13 protein-coding genes are annotated in these 13,397 nt (G+C 57.7%); 7 read left to right on the top strand and 6 right to left on the bottom strand.

The window, feature by feature from the left end:
• Positions 1-48 precede the first annotated feature (48 nt).
• Both ACQZ45_RS21470 and ACQZ45_RS21465 read left to right on the top strand, forming a co-directional pair.
• Positions 49-420, top strand: a complete 372-nt coding sequence (locus ACQZ45_RS21470; RefSeq protein WP_013637460.1) for a hypothetical protein — start codon at positions 49-51, stop codon at positions 418-420.
• 138 nt (positions 421-558) lie between these two features.
• Positions 559-750: a (2Fe-2S)-binding protein gene (locus tag ACQZ45_RS21465; protein WP_309582996.1), complete on the top strand. Its 192-nt coding sequence runs from the start codon at positions 559-561 to the stop codon at positions 748-750.
• Between the two features lie 11 nt (positions 751-761).
• Here the strand turns inward: ACQZ45_RS21465 and ACQZ45_RS21460 are convergent, their stop codons facing one another.
• The gene (locus ACQZ45_RS21460) at positions 762-1,691 is read right to left on the bottom strand and encodes a LysR family transcriptional regulator (RefSeq protein ID WP_013637462.1); all 930 of its coding nucleotides are present in this window, start codon (positions 1,689-1,691) and stop codon (positions 762-764) included.
• A gap of 117 nt (positions 1,692-1,808) precedes the next feature.
• Between ACQZ45_RS21460 and ACQZ45_RS21455 the strand changes: the two genes are divergently transcribed.
• A complete protein-coding gene (locus ACQZ45_RS21455; RefSeq protein ID WP_080863844.1) occupies positions 1,809-2,675 on the top strand; it encodes an aldo/keto reductase family oxidoreductase in 867 nt (288 codons plus the stop codon).
• Between the two features lie 116 nt (positions 2,676-2,791).
• Here ACQZ45_RS21455 and ACQZ45_RS21450 read toward each other — a convergent pair whose 3' ends face one another.
• Positions 2,792-3,694: a LysR family transcriptional regulator gene (locus ACQZ45_RS21450; protein WP_142851294.1), complete on the bottom strand. Its 903-nt coding sequence runs from the start codon at positions 3,692-3,694 to the stop codon at positions 2,792-2,794.
• Positions 3,695-3,785: 91 nt separating this feature from the next.
• Here ACQZ45_RS21450 and ACQZ45_RS21445 point away from each other — a divergent pair, with 91 nt between their 5' ends.
• On the top strand, positions 3,786-4,802 hold the full coding sequence (locus ACQZ45_RS21445; protein WP_142851293.1) for an NADP-dependent oxidoreductase: 1,017 nt from the start codon (positions 3,786-3,788) through the stop codon (positions 4,800-4,802).
• A 394-nt stretch (positions 4,803-5,196) separates the two neighbouring features.
• Here ACQZ45_RS21445 and ACQZ45_RS21440 read toward each other — a convergent pair whose 3' ends face one another.
• Positions 5,197-6,210 (bottom strand): LacI family DNA-binding transcriptional regulator, encoded by a 1,014-nt coding sequence (locus ACQZ45_RS21440; protein ID WP_111790768.1) that lies wholly within the window; start codon positions 6,208-6,210, stop codon positions 5,197-5,199.
• Positions 6,211-6,343: 133 nt separating this feature from the next.
• On the opposite strand from ACQZ45_RS21440, the gene ACQZ45_RS21435 reads away from it, so the two are divergent.
• From ACQZ45_RS21435 to ACQZ45_RS21425, 3 genes are all read left to right on the top strand, one after another.
• Positions 6,344-7,267, top strand: coding sequence for a sugar phosphate isomerase/epimerase family protein (locus tag ACQZ45_RS21435; RefSeq protein WP_127966279.1), 924 nt, complete (start codon positions 6,344-6,346; stop codon positions 7,265-7,267).
• A gap of 20 nt (positions 7,268-7,287) precedes the next feature.
• A complete protein-coding gene (locus ACQZ45_RS21430) occupies positions 7,288-8,460 on the top strand; it encodes a Gfo/Idh/MocA family protein (protein WP_065687609.1) in 1,173 nt (390 codons plus the stop codon).
• 133 nt (positions 8,461-8,593) lie between these two features.
• Positions 8,594-9,493: a sugar phosphate isomerase/epimerase family protein gene (locus ACQZ45_RS21425; RefSeq protein ID WP_142851292.1), complete on the top strand. Its 900-nt coding sequence runs from the start codon at positions 8,594-8,596 to the stop codon at positions 9,491-9,493.
• Between the two features lie 282 nt (positions 9,494-9,775).
• Here ACQZ45_RS21425 and ACQZ45_RS21420 read toward each other — a convergent pair whose 3' ends face one another.
• From ACQZ45_RS21420 to ACQZ45_RS21410, 3 genes are all read right to left on the bottom strand, one after another.
• Positions 9,776-10,006, bottom strand: a complete 231-nt coding sequence (locus ACQZ45_RS21420) for a BrnA antitoxin family protein (protein ID WP_060643007.1) — start codon at positions 10,004-10,006, stop codon at positions 9,776-9,778.
• 295 nt (positions 10,007-10,301) lie between these two features.
• Complete coding sequence (ggt, locus tag ACQZ45_RS21415) at positions 10,302-12,059, bottom strand: gamma-glutamyltransferase (protein ID WP_142851291.1); 1,758 nt, start codon at positions 12,057-12,059, stop codon at positions 10,302-10,304.
• 524 nt (positions 12,060-12,583) lie between these two features.
• Positions 12,584-13,309 (bottom strand): ABC transporter ATP-binding protein, encoded by a 726-nt coding sequence (locus ACQZ45_RS21410; protein ID WP_142851290.1) that lies wholly within the window; start codon positions 13,307-13,309, stop codon positions 12,584-12,586.
• Positions 13,310-13,397: the final 88 nt, after the last annotated feature.

The raw sequence follows: 13,397 nt of genomic DNA, 5'->3' as shown, positions 1-13,397 counted from the left end.
CGATCGGTTTGTCGATAGGGTCATCTCGCAAGAAGCTGGAGGGTGATCATGACACTTCAAAAACACAACGACCGCTGGTGGTCGGATATCGTCCGGACCGAAATTCGTCTGACCTCGAAAGGACCTCGCAGGCTCTGCATCCTGCCCCCATCCCTGATGGGGACAAGGCCGGATCGTGCCGCTGTTCTGAAAAGGATTACAGGCATTCTTTTTTCGAAAGCCCGAGCATTGCTTGCCCGCCAGCCTCCGGCCATGTCGACTGTTGTGCGCGCTGACCCTGTCGAAGCCTATCTGCACGCCTGCCTCGCTGCACCATTCTTTTTCTATGTGTCGCCAGCGACCTACGGCCTCGCAGACAATGTTACCACCGATGAAAAAGGCATCGAGCGCAAGGCCACACTGCCGGGGGATGAGGTGTGAGTTCCCGGCCAGTTGTCACCAGCGGGAACGTCATCTTTTCGCTGAAAACATTTCTTGCGGCCATGGCGTGGCCGATGCGCTGGAACCGCTTGAATCGCCTCACATGGCAGATGGCTCACGTAACCCGCTTTTCAGGCCATCCTCTACCGTCAATACGAGGGCAAGCCAAAGCGTCTCCGCCGCATCTGTTGCATCCGATATCTGATTAACGGACTGGATTACTGCAAGACGTGCCCATGTCTGAATAGTCGCTCTAATCCAATGCATGATGCGTGTTATCGCGATATGCACGATGGATCGACCAATGCCGGCGGCAAGAAACAGAGCTAAGAACTTTGAATTCACGGGCCGGGCTGCAAGGATTTCGCTGCATCTTTGTGCGATTGTCTCACGAAATCGATAAATGCGCGCAAAGGCGCGGGCACAAGCCGCCGTCCAGAATAATAGAGGAACGGGCCGGAAAACCGCAGCCACCATTCTTCCATCACCGGTACCAGGTCTCCTCTATCGAAGTGTGGCCTTAGCCAGTCCTCAAAAATATAAATAATGCCAGAACCGGCAATGGCTGCGTCGATGCCAAGATCGGTGCCGCCGCCGAACTGAACAACGAGGCTACCTTTGGGATTTATGGCGATTTCTTCCCCATCGCGTTCGAATTCCCAGGAGGGAAGCGCGCGCCCCGAAAACCGGCCTAAAATACAATCATGCGAAAGCAGGTCTTGTGGATGTTGCGGTTTGCCTCTTCTTGCAAGGTAACCCGGCGACGCGGCAAGGGCGTAGCGCTGCTGGCGCGGTCCGATCGGCAAAGCCACCATATCCTGTTCGAGACGTTCGTCATAACGGATGCCTGCGTCGCAGCCGCTCTTTATGATGTCGACGAAATTCTCATCGGTCACGATTTCCAGCCTTATTTCCGGGTAGGCCTTTAGGAACGGCGGCACGATCGGAGGCAGGACCAGCCTTGCCGCACTCATCGGAACATTGAGTCTGAGGTCCCCCGAGGTGCGGCCGCGGCTGCTTTTCACCTCGTCGAGTGCCGATGCCACCTCTGCGAATGCGGGTCCGGTGCGCTCTAGCAAGAGACGTCCTGCATCCGTCAGGAGCACGCTGCGGGTGGTGCGATTGAATAGTCGTACCCCAAGGTCTTCTTCGAGGCGTTTCACCGCATCGCTCAACGCCGAGGAGCTGACTCCACTTTCGCGCGCGGCCTGCCGGAAACCTTTGGATCGAGCCACCAGTAAAAACGCATTCAGATCCGTTAAATCCGACACCCTGCTCTCCAAACATAAAAAACAATTGTCCGTCTTCACGGACAACCTGTCCGGATTATAGCTTCTTGTAGCGTATATGCCACCTGTCTATTTTGGAGGAACACAAGGAGATGGACCATGAGCACTATTGCAACTTCAGGAACCTTCACGCTTGGCGATCATACGGTGCGCCGGCTGGGCTATGGCGCGATGCAGCTTGCAGGCAAGGGCGTTTTCGGGCCTCCGAGCGATCGTCCGGAGGCCATAGCTGTCCTGCGCGAGGCGGTGGAAAGCGGCGTCAACCACATCGACACCAGCGATTTCTATGGCCCGCATGTTACAAACGAGATAATCCGCGAAGCTTTGCATCCCTATGACAACGACCTTGTGATCGTCACCAAGGTCGGCGCAGGCAGGGGCGCGGACGCTTCGTGGTATCCGTCGTTCTCGCGCGCGGAGCTGACACAGGCCGTTCATGACAACCTCCGCAATCTCGGACTCGATGTGCTCGATGTGGTCAACCTGCGCGCTATGTTCGACGTGCACGGCCCCGCGGAAGGCTCGCTGGACGAGCCTCTTGAAGTTCTGGCCGGTTTAAAGCAACAGGGACTGATCCGGCATATCGGACTGTCTAACGTCACGGCGAAGCAAATCGAGGACGCCGGAAAGATCACCGACATCGCTTGCGTGCAGAACCAGTACAATCTTGCGCATCGGCAGGACGAAACCTTAATCGACACACTCGCCTCCCGAGGGGTTGCCTATGTGCCGTTCTTTCCTCTTGGCGGCTTCTCGCCGCTGCAATCCTCTACCCTGTCTGACGTGGCCGCCCGGCTCAACGCCACGCCGATTCAGGTTGCGCTTGCCTGGCTTCTCCAGCGATCGCCGAACATTCTCCTGATCCCGGGCACATCGTCACGGGGACATCTGCGAGAAAACCTCGCCGCGGCCAGGATAGAGCTCCCCTCGGAGGCACTGTTGGAGCTGGATAAGGTGGCTGCTTAACGCCGCTTGTAGAAATCTGGGGAATTTGTCGACGGGTGGTCATCTGTCCTCACGCCCGCTTTTGGCAAATGCTGCCTAGTCAGCGTCGCCCCAGAAGCAGACATTCGCTGCCATTGTCAGGACAACTTCACTAAGGTGTCGAGGAAAGCGCGGACGGCCGGGTTTGACCGCCGGCTCTCGGGCCACAGCGCCGTGATGTTGTGCCGTTCCACCGCATAATCGGCCAGAACCGGAATAAGCGCTCCACGCCTCACCCAAGTGCTGGCCATGAAATTGGTTGCCATTCCGATTCCGGCACCTGCTGCGATCGTCGCAAGCACGGCTTCGCTCGCGTCAACGATAATGCTAGAGGTGGGCACAATCTCCACCTCCCTGTCCCCTACGTGGAAAGGCCAGCGGAACAGCTGGCCGCTACTCTGGTAGCGCAGGCTGACAGTCTCGTGCTCTTCCAATTGGTCTGGACTGGTCGGCGGGCTGCGCCCGGCCAGATATTCGGGCGAGGCATAACAGCATAGCCGATGTGGCAGAAGGCGGCGCGAAAGCAGGCGCGAATCTGCCACATCACCAATGCGGACCGCTATATCGTAGCCGCCTTCGATAAGATCAACCATGTGATCGCTCAAACGTAGATCTATATTGACCCTCGAATGGAGCCTGCGAAACTGAGGAAGCATCGGCGCTATTACGTGCAGGCCGATAGGCAACGATGCTGCAATCCGTAAAATGCCAGCGGGCTCGGTGCGCGCTGCTTTTGCCGCCTGCTCTATATCTTCTGCGTCGTGCAGCAGCCTGAGCGCACGCTCATGAAGATCGCGCCCCTCGGTCGTCAGGGCCAGGGAACGTGTCGTACGCGCAAAAAGCGAAACGCCGAGCTGCTTTTCCAGCCGCTGAATGCTTTTGCTGACCGCCGAGGGTGAGATGGACAAGGAGCGGGCGGCGGCGGTGTAGCTTCCGAGCGAGCCGGCCCGAGCGAATGCGATCAACCCAGTCAGTCTATCGATTCCGATTTGTTCCTTCATGGCACTATTAAAGCGAATTATCTGATGATTATCAAGCGAAGGAGATGATCGTATCTTCAGTCATCAAAACGAATATTCAAGCGAGGCCGTGATGACTGATATGATGAAAGCTGTGCGATTGCACGAATTCGGTGGGCCAGATGTTCTTCGTTATGAAGATGCGCCCCGGCCGGAAATCTCGGCGGACGACGTGCTTGTTCGCGTCCATGCCGCCAGCCTCAACCCGCCGGATCTCTATCTGCGCGATGGTTATCGGGCTCTCCCGCCGGAATGGCAGCCCAGTCCGAGCTTTCCGCTGATCCTTGGCACGGACGTTTCCGGCACGGTTGCGGCCGTTGGTGAAAACGTGTCGCAGTTCAAGGTCAACGACGAGGTCTATGCGATGGTCCGCTTCCCGCATGACCTCATGACGGGAAGCAGCGCCTATGCCGAATATGTTCGCGTTCCGGTATCGGAGTTGGCGTTGAAGCCCGCCGGGATAGACCACATCCAGGCTGCCGGTGCGCCCATGTCGCTTTTGACCGCTTGGCAATTTCTGGTCGATTTGGGACATGATTTGCCGAACCCATTCCAGACCTTCCAGCATGCACCGGTTCCGCTCGACGGCAAGATCGTGCTGGTGAACGGCGCCGGCGGCGGCGTTGGCCATCTTGCAGTCCAGATCGCGAAGTGGCAAGGCGCGAAGGTGATTGCCGTTGCTTCCGGCAAAAACGAGGCGCTTCTCTATGATCTCGGTGCCGATATTTTCATCGACTATACGAAGACGGCTGCCGAAGCAGTGGTGAGGGATGCTGATCTGGTGCTTGACGCCGTCGGCGGCGCGAATATGGAACGCTTTCTCTCCAGCATTAAGCCGGACGGCGCCCTGTTTCTCGTCAACCCGCTGGGTTTTCTAGGCCATGACGAAGCCGCCCGGCGAAAGATCACCGTCTCAACGACACAGGTGCGTTCGAACGGTGCGCAATTGGCAGAGGCCGGTCGTCTGCTCGATGATCGCTCCTTACGGGTGGTGATCGACAGCACCTATCCGCTGGCCGAGGCATCGACAGCGCATCGTCGTGCTTCAGAAAGTAGCATCCAGGGCAAGATCGTGCTGGTTGCCGCCTGATCACCACTTGACCAGTCAAGGCCCCGGTCGCCGAAGCTTGCAAACTCGCTGCCCAAGGGTTTTGCGGTCGAATCGACCGGCCAATCGCTGCAAGAGCGCCAGTCTGGCGAACAGGCGCCTTTGTTGATGGCGTTTCGTATCTGGTCGTTGTCCTTGTGCTTACAGCGCTTTATGGAAGTCGCCACGTTGATTTCAAATGGTCACGTCTTCACTTTCAATTAGTCATCAACATAGTTTCAAACGGTCATCGGCGAACGGTTTGATGGTTCAAGCTCAATCAAACCTGAATTGCAACAACGGATCGCCTCTTCTGATCCTATCAAGGGGTCGTCGGCAAAGGCGGTGCGGCTCTACTTATACCCAGCTTTATCAAGGAAAATCTGATACACGCACGCTAGGCATTCTCTGCGAGAAAGATCTGGATGTCCGTTGAGATAGAGACCGCTTCTCCAGGCATTCTACCGAGGAGCTTTGCGATGGTCTCAACTGCCAGGCGTGCTTCCAAAAGGGGTCTCTGGTCGATAACCGCGTTGATCTTTCTGGACTTTAGCAGCATCCGTCGATTGGGCGTGAGTTCGTGGGTGATGACCACTGTATTGTCGATTCGGCCAAGGCGTTGCAGAGCACTGACAATCGGCAAAGCACCCGCGGACAGATGATATATGCCTCGTAATCCCGGGTCATCCCGAAATGCAATCTCTACGACACGGCCTGCTTCCTCCTGATTTTCTCCGGTCTCCAGAACCACGGCCAGACTGCATTCAGGATAACGCTCGGTCATGATGTCGCGAAACCCGGCTTCCCGTTCGCGATGGCCAGTGATATCGCGTGAGCCGGCAACCACGACGACGCGGCCGCCTTGCCGTCCGAGGAAAAGGCCCATCAGGTCGCCAGCCACCCGACCGGCCTGCCTGTCGTTCGGCCCCACATAGGCGGCACGCCCGCAATCTGTGAGGTCGGTCGCCAGAGTAACCACCGGGACATTGCGCGACAGGAATGCTACGGCTTCTCGAACCCTGATATCGTCAGGGCTGGTGATGACGAGGCCATCATAGGAGCGACAATCGCGGACGGCTGCGGCGATCGCCGCCGGCTTTCGTGGATCGATGTGATGGACGAAGAATTGCACGTTCAGTGTTGCGTACATTCGCGATGCAAGATCGATACCCTCGCGCAAAGACGCGTGAAACGGGTTGACTGGCGGTTGGATAAGGACCGCGACGCGTAGCGCGCGTGAAGGGGTACGATCTAGGGCCCGGTCAATACCGAGCGCCCGTGCAGTGGCCAAAACGCGGTCTTCTTTGTCGGTACGCACGCCACCACGGTTGTTGAGAACCCGATCCACTGTCGCGGTCGAGACCCCGGCTGCCTTTGCAACATCCGAAATGCTTATCTTGCGTGCAGTCATTTACCTCTCCGCCGGGCATTCTGATTGAATCCCATCAAATTCCAACTTTGTAAATCGGAGATCTCCAGCTAAATCTCTGCGTCAGGGAGGGTCGCTCACCGAGTGAGCGACACCAGGGAAGGACCAGAATATTATGGGTATAACAGTCACCACAGCACCGTGCTGCTGGGGCGTCGATGACGTGCGCAATCCAAACCTACCGCCGTGGGAAATGGTATTCGATGAAGTCAAGGCGGCCGGATATGGGGGAGTGGAGCTTGGTCCCTATGGTTATGTTCCGCTGAACATCGACATGGTCTCTCAGGCTCTGACAAGTCGAGGGCTCTATATCGTCGCCGGAACGATCTTCAATGATCTTGTCGCTGAGGAAAACCGCGACAGCCTGCTGCGCCAGACGGACGAGATTTGCGCGCTGATCACCCGTCTGCCGACGCCGCCGAAGACGCCGGGCCAGCGATTTCCTGCACCTTATCTGACCGTCATGGATTGGGGACACGACGAACGCGATTATGCGGCGGGTCATTCCGACAGGGCACCCCGGCTCGATGACGCGGCATGGAACGGCATGATGGATAATATCAGGGCGATATCCGCTCTTGCCCGCGAGAAATATGGCGTTCGCGCCACCATTCATCCGCATGCCGGCGGTTACATCGAATTCGAGGACGAAATTGCCCGTCTCGCCATTGACATACCCCAGGAGGTTGCCGGTTTCTGCCTCGACACTGGCCATACCTGGTATGCCGGCATGGACCCTGTCCAAACCCTGCGCAAATACGCCGATCGTCTCGACTACATCCACTTCAAGGACATTGACAGGGCCGTCTTCGGCCGCGTGATGGGTGAGCACATTCGCTTCTTTGAAGCCTGCGCGCAGGGCGTCATGTGTCCCATCGGCAGGGGCTGTATCGACTATCCCGCCATTCGCGCCCTTCTTGATGAGCTTGGTTATGAAGGCTTTATCACCGTTGAGCAGGAGCGTGATCCGCGCAACGCGGGCGGTAGCCTCGCCGACGTAAAACTCAGCCGTGACTATCTCAAGTCGGCTGGCTTCTAACAATCCGGGACAGAAACCTCATGATTTACGGAACGCGTCAGACAAAACGACCTCTTCGCTGGGCTATGGTGGGTGGTGGCCGCGGCAGTCAGATCGGCTATATTCACCGCAGCGCCGCCCTGCGTGACCGCTACTTCGATCTGGTCGCTGGCGCCTTCGACCTCGATGCCGATCGCGGCCGCGCCTTCGGTGTTGAACTGGGGCTCGAGCCCTCGCGATGCTACGCCGACTGGCGTGCGCTTTTCGCAGAGGAGGCAAAGCGTCCGGATGGGATCGAGGCAGTATCGATCGCAACGCCCAACAATACCCACTACGAGATCACCAAGGCTGCACTGGAAAGCGGGCTGCACGTTGTGTGTGAAAAGCCACTGTGCTTCACGGTGGCCGAGGCCGAGGATCTTCAGCGTATCGCCGCAGAGCGCGGCCGTATTGTTGGAGTGACCTACGGCTATAGCGGCCACCAAGTCATCGAGCATGCCCGAGAGCTCGTTGCTGCCGGCGAGCTCGGGGAAATTCGTCTGGTCAACCTGCAATTCGCCCACGGGTTTCACAACGAGGCTGTCGAGCTTCAAAACCCGGCGACCCGCTGGCGCGTCGATCCGAAATTCGCAGGCCCAAGTTATGTGCTCGGCGATATCGGTACACATCCGCTTTATATTTCCGAGGTCATCCTGCCCGACCTCCGTATCAAACGGCTTCTGTGCACCCGGCAGAGCTTCGTCAAGACGCGTGCACCGCTCGAAGACAACGCCATGACCCTGATGGAATATGACAATGGCGCGTTTGGCACCGTCTGGTCGAGCGCCATCAATGCGGGTTCCATGCATGGACAAAAGGTGCGCGTCGTCGGATCAAAGGCTTCGATCGAATGGTGGGACGAGCAGCCAAACCAGCTACGATTTGAGGTTCAGGGCGAGCCGGTACGCATTCTTGAGCGTGGCATGGGCTACCTGCACGCAAAGGCACTTGCCGACGATCGTATCGGTGCAGGCCATCCGGAGGGTCTCTTCGAGGCCTGGGCTAACCTCTACGACCGCTTTGCTATCGCTATGGAGGCGCGCAACGAAAACGATGGCGAACGCCTTGCGAGCCTCCGGTTTCCGGGGATTGCGGCAGGGGTTGAGGGCGTTCGCTGGGTTGAGAACTGCGTTCGTTCCGCCGATCTCGGCGGGGTCTGGGTCGATTATCGGTAGCGCGATGGAGGGAGCAGCACCATTGGCGCAGCTCCATAAATGATTGCCACCCACGCGACGTGGTCCAGCAAGCGATGCTTGTCCGCATCGACGCTCCCGTGAAGGGGCGAATTTATATTATCAGGAGGTTTTGATGAAACACACACTCGATCCGCACATGATCCGTCATTTATCTCTGGAGGAAATTTGCCGAAAGACCGCCGAGCTGGGATACGACTATGTTGAGCTCTCACCCCGTCCGGATTTTCTCTCCTGGTGGACGCGTCCGAAGGTTTATCCCGAGAGGGTAAAGAGCTTCAAGAAGGCCCTCAAGGACCATGGGGTGGGCCTGGCAACGCTGCAGCCAATGTACCGCTGGGCCAGCCCATACCAAGACGAGTGGGAAACGGCGATAGAGAACTGGAAGCGTGCCATCGAAATTGCGGCAGAGATGGAATGCCCGATGTTGGTCTCGGAGTTCGGGCGAGGGGGATCCCCGGATCGAAGCCTGAATGACCGCAGTGGGTTGCATCGTCCGGAGACGTGTGAGGGGCAGTTTTTCCGTGCGATGGATATCCTCGTGCCAATTCTGGAGCGCGAAGGGCTGATCCTCTCGCTCGAAGCGCATCCAGAGGACTGGATTGAGGAAATCGCCCCTGCCATCGATATCATCAAGACGATCAATTCAAAGGCTGTAAAGGCATCGTTCATCGCGCCCCATACCTTCTTCTACGGTCCCGACATGGTTGCTAACCTGCGAGCGACCAAGGGGCTTCTTGCACATGTGCGCCTCGCAGACACCTATGACCATAACAAGTCTTCGCAACTGCGCTACATTGTAAATCCGCCTGGAGCGAAGGTGCGCGTCCATCAACACACCGACTTCGGCCAAGGTGAGATCAACTGGGAATTATTCTTCTCAACTCTTGCCGACATGAAATTCGACGGTGTCCTTTCAAATTGCGTTTTCGCTTGGGAGGACCGAGCCGAAGACAGTGCCCGTTTCATGCTTCGTGAGACACAGATGTATGTGAACAAGTACTGGCCAAAGTAACTCCTCCTCAATCGCGGAGTGGTCGAAAAGGCCCTGCGATATGACCAGGCTTTTGTGGCTCGACCAGATCAACCGGCCTTTCGATGCTATCCCACAGTCGCGGGATCGTTCACTGGGCCACCTCTGGTACGAGCGCCTTCAACGCGGAGAAGGCCTTCTCGATTCGACAGAGGTCCGGGCTGACTGTGAATGGCGCATGATTGCGCCACGCTTGCCCAACGAGCCGCGAGGCCGAGAAGCGGCAGCTATTGGCGGGGCATGGGGTCGGGACTCTTAAAGAGCTTATTTGGACGCATTCATTGCGGCTCGCAAGGTATCGTTGATGCGCTCCTGCCAGCCCGGACCGTCGGCTTGAAAATGCGCGAGCACATCGCTGTCGATTTTCAATGATACAAGCTCTTTGGTGTTAGGAATTGCAGGCCGTTCAACGGCTGGCGCTGCGACCTTCTTTGCCGGTTTGAACAGCGCCTCGGCGGCGTCTTTCGGATTGGACGGTCGTCGGGGTGTTGCCATGGTCATATATCCTCTTGTGTCGTGCGCTCGAACAGCGCAGCCTGTCAGTTTCTGTTTGCAGGCTGTATGTCAAACACAGCGGTGGTCGCAACCCACGTGTAGTGGTTAGCCGGAAGAACGTAATTGCTGCCGATAAACCGTCAGCCTCCCCCGCGCAATCTGGAAGAGATCGTGCACCGTTGTCCACAATTGCATCAGGAGGCCGCAGGTTCTTGTCAAGGTGTTAGCGCTCCTTGGCGAGATACACACCCTTCGTGTTGACCTATTCTCATGCCCTTTCCGCTGGCGCAGCGTTTCACTTCCCTGCCGCCACTCCCTCGCGTCGTGGATCCGCGCTGCCGATCAAACCTTCGGCGGTTATCTCGATGGCATGCAAACCGGAATTCATCTCGCCCGGTTTTACCTCGTAACCCAGCGCCTTCAGTGGCCCTGCCAGACCTTCCGCGCTTGTACCGGCCTCGATGTCGTAGGTGCCGAAGCGGTTGATGAGATGCGGCTGGGAGACGATCGCCTCTACAGGCATGCCCCAATCGATATAGGCGATCAGCGCCTGCGCTACGTAGCCGATGATCTGGCTGCCGCCCGGCGAACCGATGGCGAGCAGCGGTTTGCCATCCTTCATCACGATCGTCGGGGCCATGGAGGAGCGCGGTCGTTTGCCTGGCTCAACGCGGTTGGCGATCGGCAGACCGCCATCATGGGTCTTGAAGGAAAAGTCCGTCAACTCATTATTGAGCAGGAAGCCGTTCGTCATCAGACGCGAGCCGAAGCCGCTTTCGATCGTTGTCGTCATCGAGACCACGTTGCCGTCCTTGTCGACGATGACAAAATGGCTTGTGGAGGGCAACTCGATCGCCGCATCCCGGCCGAAAAGAAGCGCGTGGTCCCATTCCGGCTCGCCGGCCTTGACGGCATCGTTGGTCAACGCCTTATCGCCGTCGAGCAGCTTTGCCCTCTCGCCCAAATAGGTCTTGTCCAACAGGCCCTTGATCGGCAGCGGCAAGAAATCGGTGTCAGCGACGTAACGCTCGCGGTCGGCGAAGGCGAGACGCTGGGCGTCGCCGATAATGCGCCAACTGTCGACATTTTTTGGCCCAAGCGCCTTGAGATCAAAATTCTCCACCAGACCAAGAATCTGGCCGATGGCGATTCCGCCCGACGACGGCGGCCCCATGCCGCAAACGTCAAGAGCACGATAGACAAAGCAGACCGGCTCGCGCTCGACGACCCGATAGTTGGAAAGATCGGCCAGCGACAGCACGCCGGGATTGTCGGCCGCCTCGCGCACAGTCTTGACGATCGCCTCGGCAATTCGCCCTTTGTAAAAGGCATCGGCGCCGCCTTTGGCCAGCGCCGCAAGCGTCTCGGCATAGGCCGGGTTCTTCAAAGGAGCGCCGGCCTGCAGGGCGGCCCCGGAGGTGTCAAAGAAATAGGACCGGGATTCTGTATATTTCTTCAACCGGTCTCCCTCGGATGCGATCAGGGAGGCAAGACGCGGCGACACCTTAAAGCCCTCGGTAGCCAGCGTTTCCGCCGGCTTCAGCAGGCTTGCCCATTCGGCCTTTCCATAGCGTTTGTGGGCTTCCTCCAGAAGTCGCACCGTTCCCGGCGTGCCAACAGAGCGGCCGCCGACCACTCCGTCCATGAATTTTAGCGGTTGACCTTTGTCATCCAGGAATAGCTTCGGTGTGGCTTCCATCGGCGCCGTCTCGCGGCCGTCAAACGTGGTCAACTTGCCGCTTTTTGCGTCGTAATAGACGAGGAAGGCACCCCCACCGAGACCGGAACTCTGCGGTTCAACGAGGCCGAGCATTGCCTGCACCGCCACCATTGCATCGATGGCGTTGCCGCCCCTGGCGATCACATCACGCCCTGCCTCAGTCGCCAGCGGATTGGCCGCCGCTACCATGAAGCTCTTTGACTCGATGCGTTTGGCAGTAGCAATATCGGTCGCTTTTTCGGGCGCCACCGTGTCGGACGCCTGCTGCGCGGAGGCGACTGCAGTGGAAAGCATCAAGGCGAGAAATGCCTCACCGAGAAATTTCATTTTCATCAGCCAAATCCTCCAGCGACGTACAACTCGTTAATGTAGCAGGGCATTCAACTGAGCCAGCAGGCAGGCCGAACCTGTATTAACCACGGCACGGACCATTTTCAGAACTCTCCCTTGACTGCCGCAAAGCTTCGGTCTTCACCGGTATTTCAGCCCCGTCCGTTGGCTCGCTCCGCTGTTAAGCGTCTGTCTGGCGCGCCGCTCTTTTTCGGCACTATGGTGGCTGTCTCGCCGCATGTCCATCATGTCGAAGGGTCGACCTATCGTTGGAAAACGGAAATCTGCTCATTTCCCATCCGACAAGCCTTTCGAGTTGGTATATGGCGGCGGACTTCTCTGCCTTCTTTAGGAAACCGGAAGGCAGGCTCATATTATTTTTTCCGACAGTATAGATGGGCAGTTTGGTGTTCATCCAGGCCACGAGCTGGAGCTAATGACATGGGACGGAACGCAAGGGCAGTAAATGCAGGCGCTGTTGTCTCCACGCATCTGCCTTAATAACGGCGTCGCCGGTTCTGATCCTTTCAACTGCGTGGATATGCTAGCGGTAGACCGCTATCAGGATGGCGCATAACGCCCATTCGCGTCTCGTAGATTGCTTGCAGTTGATCCGGGGCCACGATGTCCTTTGGTCCTCCACGTGCAATGAGTTTTCCACAATGAAGTGCCAGGATTTCGTCACAAAAGCGAGCAGCCATGTTCACGTCGTGGAGCACGACGATGGCCCCAAGTCCACGCTCGTCAACGAGCCGGCGAATAAGCGTGAGAATGTCGATCTGGTGGGCGATATCAAGGGCCGAGGTCGGCTCATCAAGGAGGAGACAATCGGGGTTTTGCGCAACGAGCATCGCGAGCCAGACCCGCTGCCGCTCCCCACCTGAAAGCGTATCGATGAAGCGGGCGCGATAACGCGCAACGTCTGTCAGCCTCATCGCTTCCGCCACCCTCGTCTTGTCCTCGGGGCCAAACCGGCCAAGAGCGCCGTGCCATGGATATCGCCCGAGCGCGACTAGCTCACTGACAAGCATACCTGCAGTATCGGGCGCCTGCTGGGGCAAATAGGCCACCTTACGAGCGAACGGCCTGCTGCCCCATTCATGCAAGTCTTTTCCATCAAAGGAAATCTTGCCAGCACTCAGTGGATTTTGGCGGGCCAGGAGCTTGATCAATGTCGACTTGCCAGAGCCATTGTGCCCGATCAGGCCGATAATTCGCCGTGCTGGCAAACTTATTGTCAGTGGTTCGAGCAAAACCCGAGTTCCGACGGAGAAACTGGCCCGCTCCAACTCAAAAAGGGGTATCCTCGAGATGGTTCTCGTTCTGCTGTGTTCGGATATC

This window comes from Agrobacterium sp. 16-2014-1-2a (assembly GCF_053522705.1).
This window is presented reverse-complemented; position numbering and strand designations above follow the sequence as displayed.

What these genes read in the sequence shown, in the direction of transcription:
- ACQZ45_RS21470 (WP_013637460.1), top strand. Translation starts at nt 49, where the DNA reads ATGACACTTCAAAAACACAACGACCGCTGGTGGTCGGATATCGTCCGG.
- ACQZ45_RS21455 (WP_080863844.1), top strand. Translation starts at nt 1,809, where the DNA reads ATGAGCACTATTGCAACTTCAGGAACCTTCACGCTTGGCGATCATACG.
- ACQZ45_RS21450 (WP_142851294.1), bottom strand. Translation starts at nt 3,694, where the DNA reads ATGAAGGAACAAATCGGAATCGATAGACTGACTGGGTTGATCGCATTC.
- ACQZ45_RS21445 (WP_142851293.1), top strand. Translation starts at nt 3,786, where the DNA reads ATGACTGATATGATGAAAGCTGTGCGATTGCACGAATTCGGTGGGCCA.
- ACQZ45_RS21440 (WP_111790768.1), bottom strand. Translation starts at nt 6,210, where the DNA reads ATGACTGCACGCAAGATAAGCATTTCGGATGTTGCAAAGGCAGCCGGG.
- ACQZ45_RS21435 (WP_127966279.1), top strand. Translation starts at nt 6,344, where the DNA reads ATGGGTATAACAGTCACCACAGCACCGTGCTGCTGGGGCGTCGATGAC.
- ACQZ45_RS21430 (WP_065687609.1), top strand. Translation starts at nt 7,288, where the DNA reads ATGATTTACGGAACGCGTCAGACAAAACGACCTCTTCGCTGGGCTATG.
- ACQZ45_RS21425 (WP_142851292.1), top strand. Translation starts at nt 8,594, where the DNA reads ATGAAACACACACTCGATCCGCACATGATCCGTCATTTATCTCTGGAG.
- ACQZ45_RS21420 (WP_060643007.1), bottom strand. Translation starts at nt 10,006, where the DNA reads ATGGCAACACCCCGACGACCGTCCAATCCGAAAGACGCCGCCGAGGCG.
- ggt (WP_142851291.1), bottom strand. Translation starts at nt 12,059, where the DNA reads ATGAAAATGAAATTTCTCGGTGAGGCATTTCTCGCCTTGATGCTTTCC.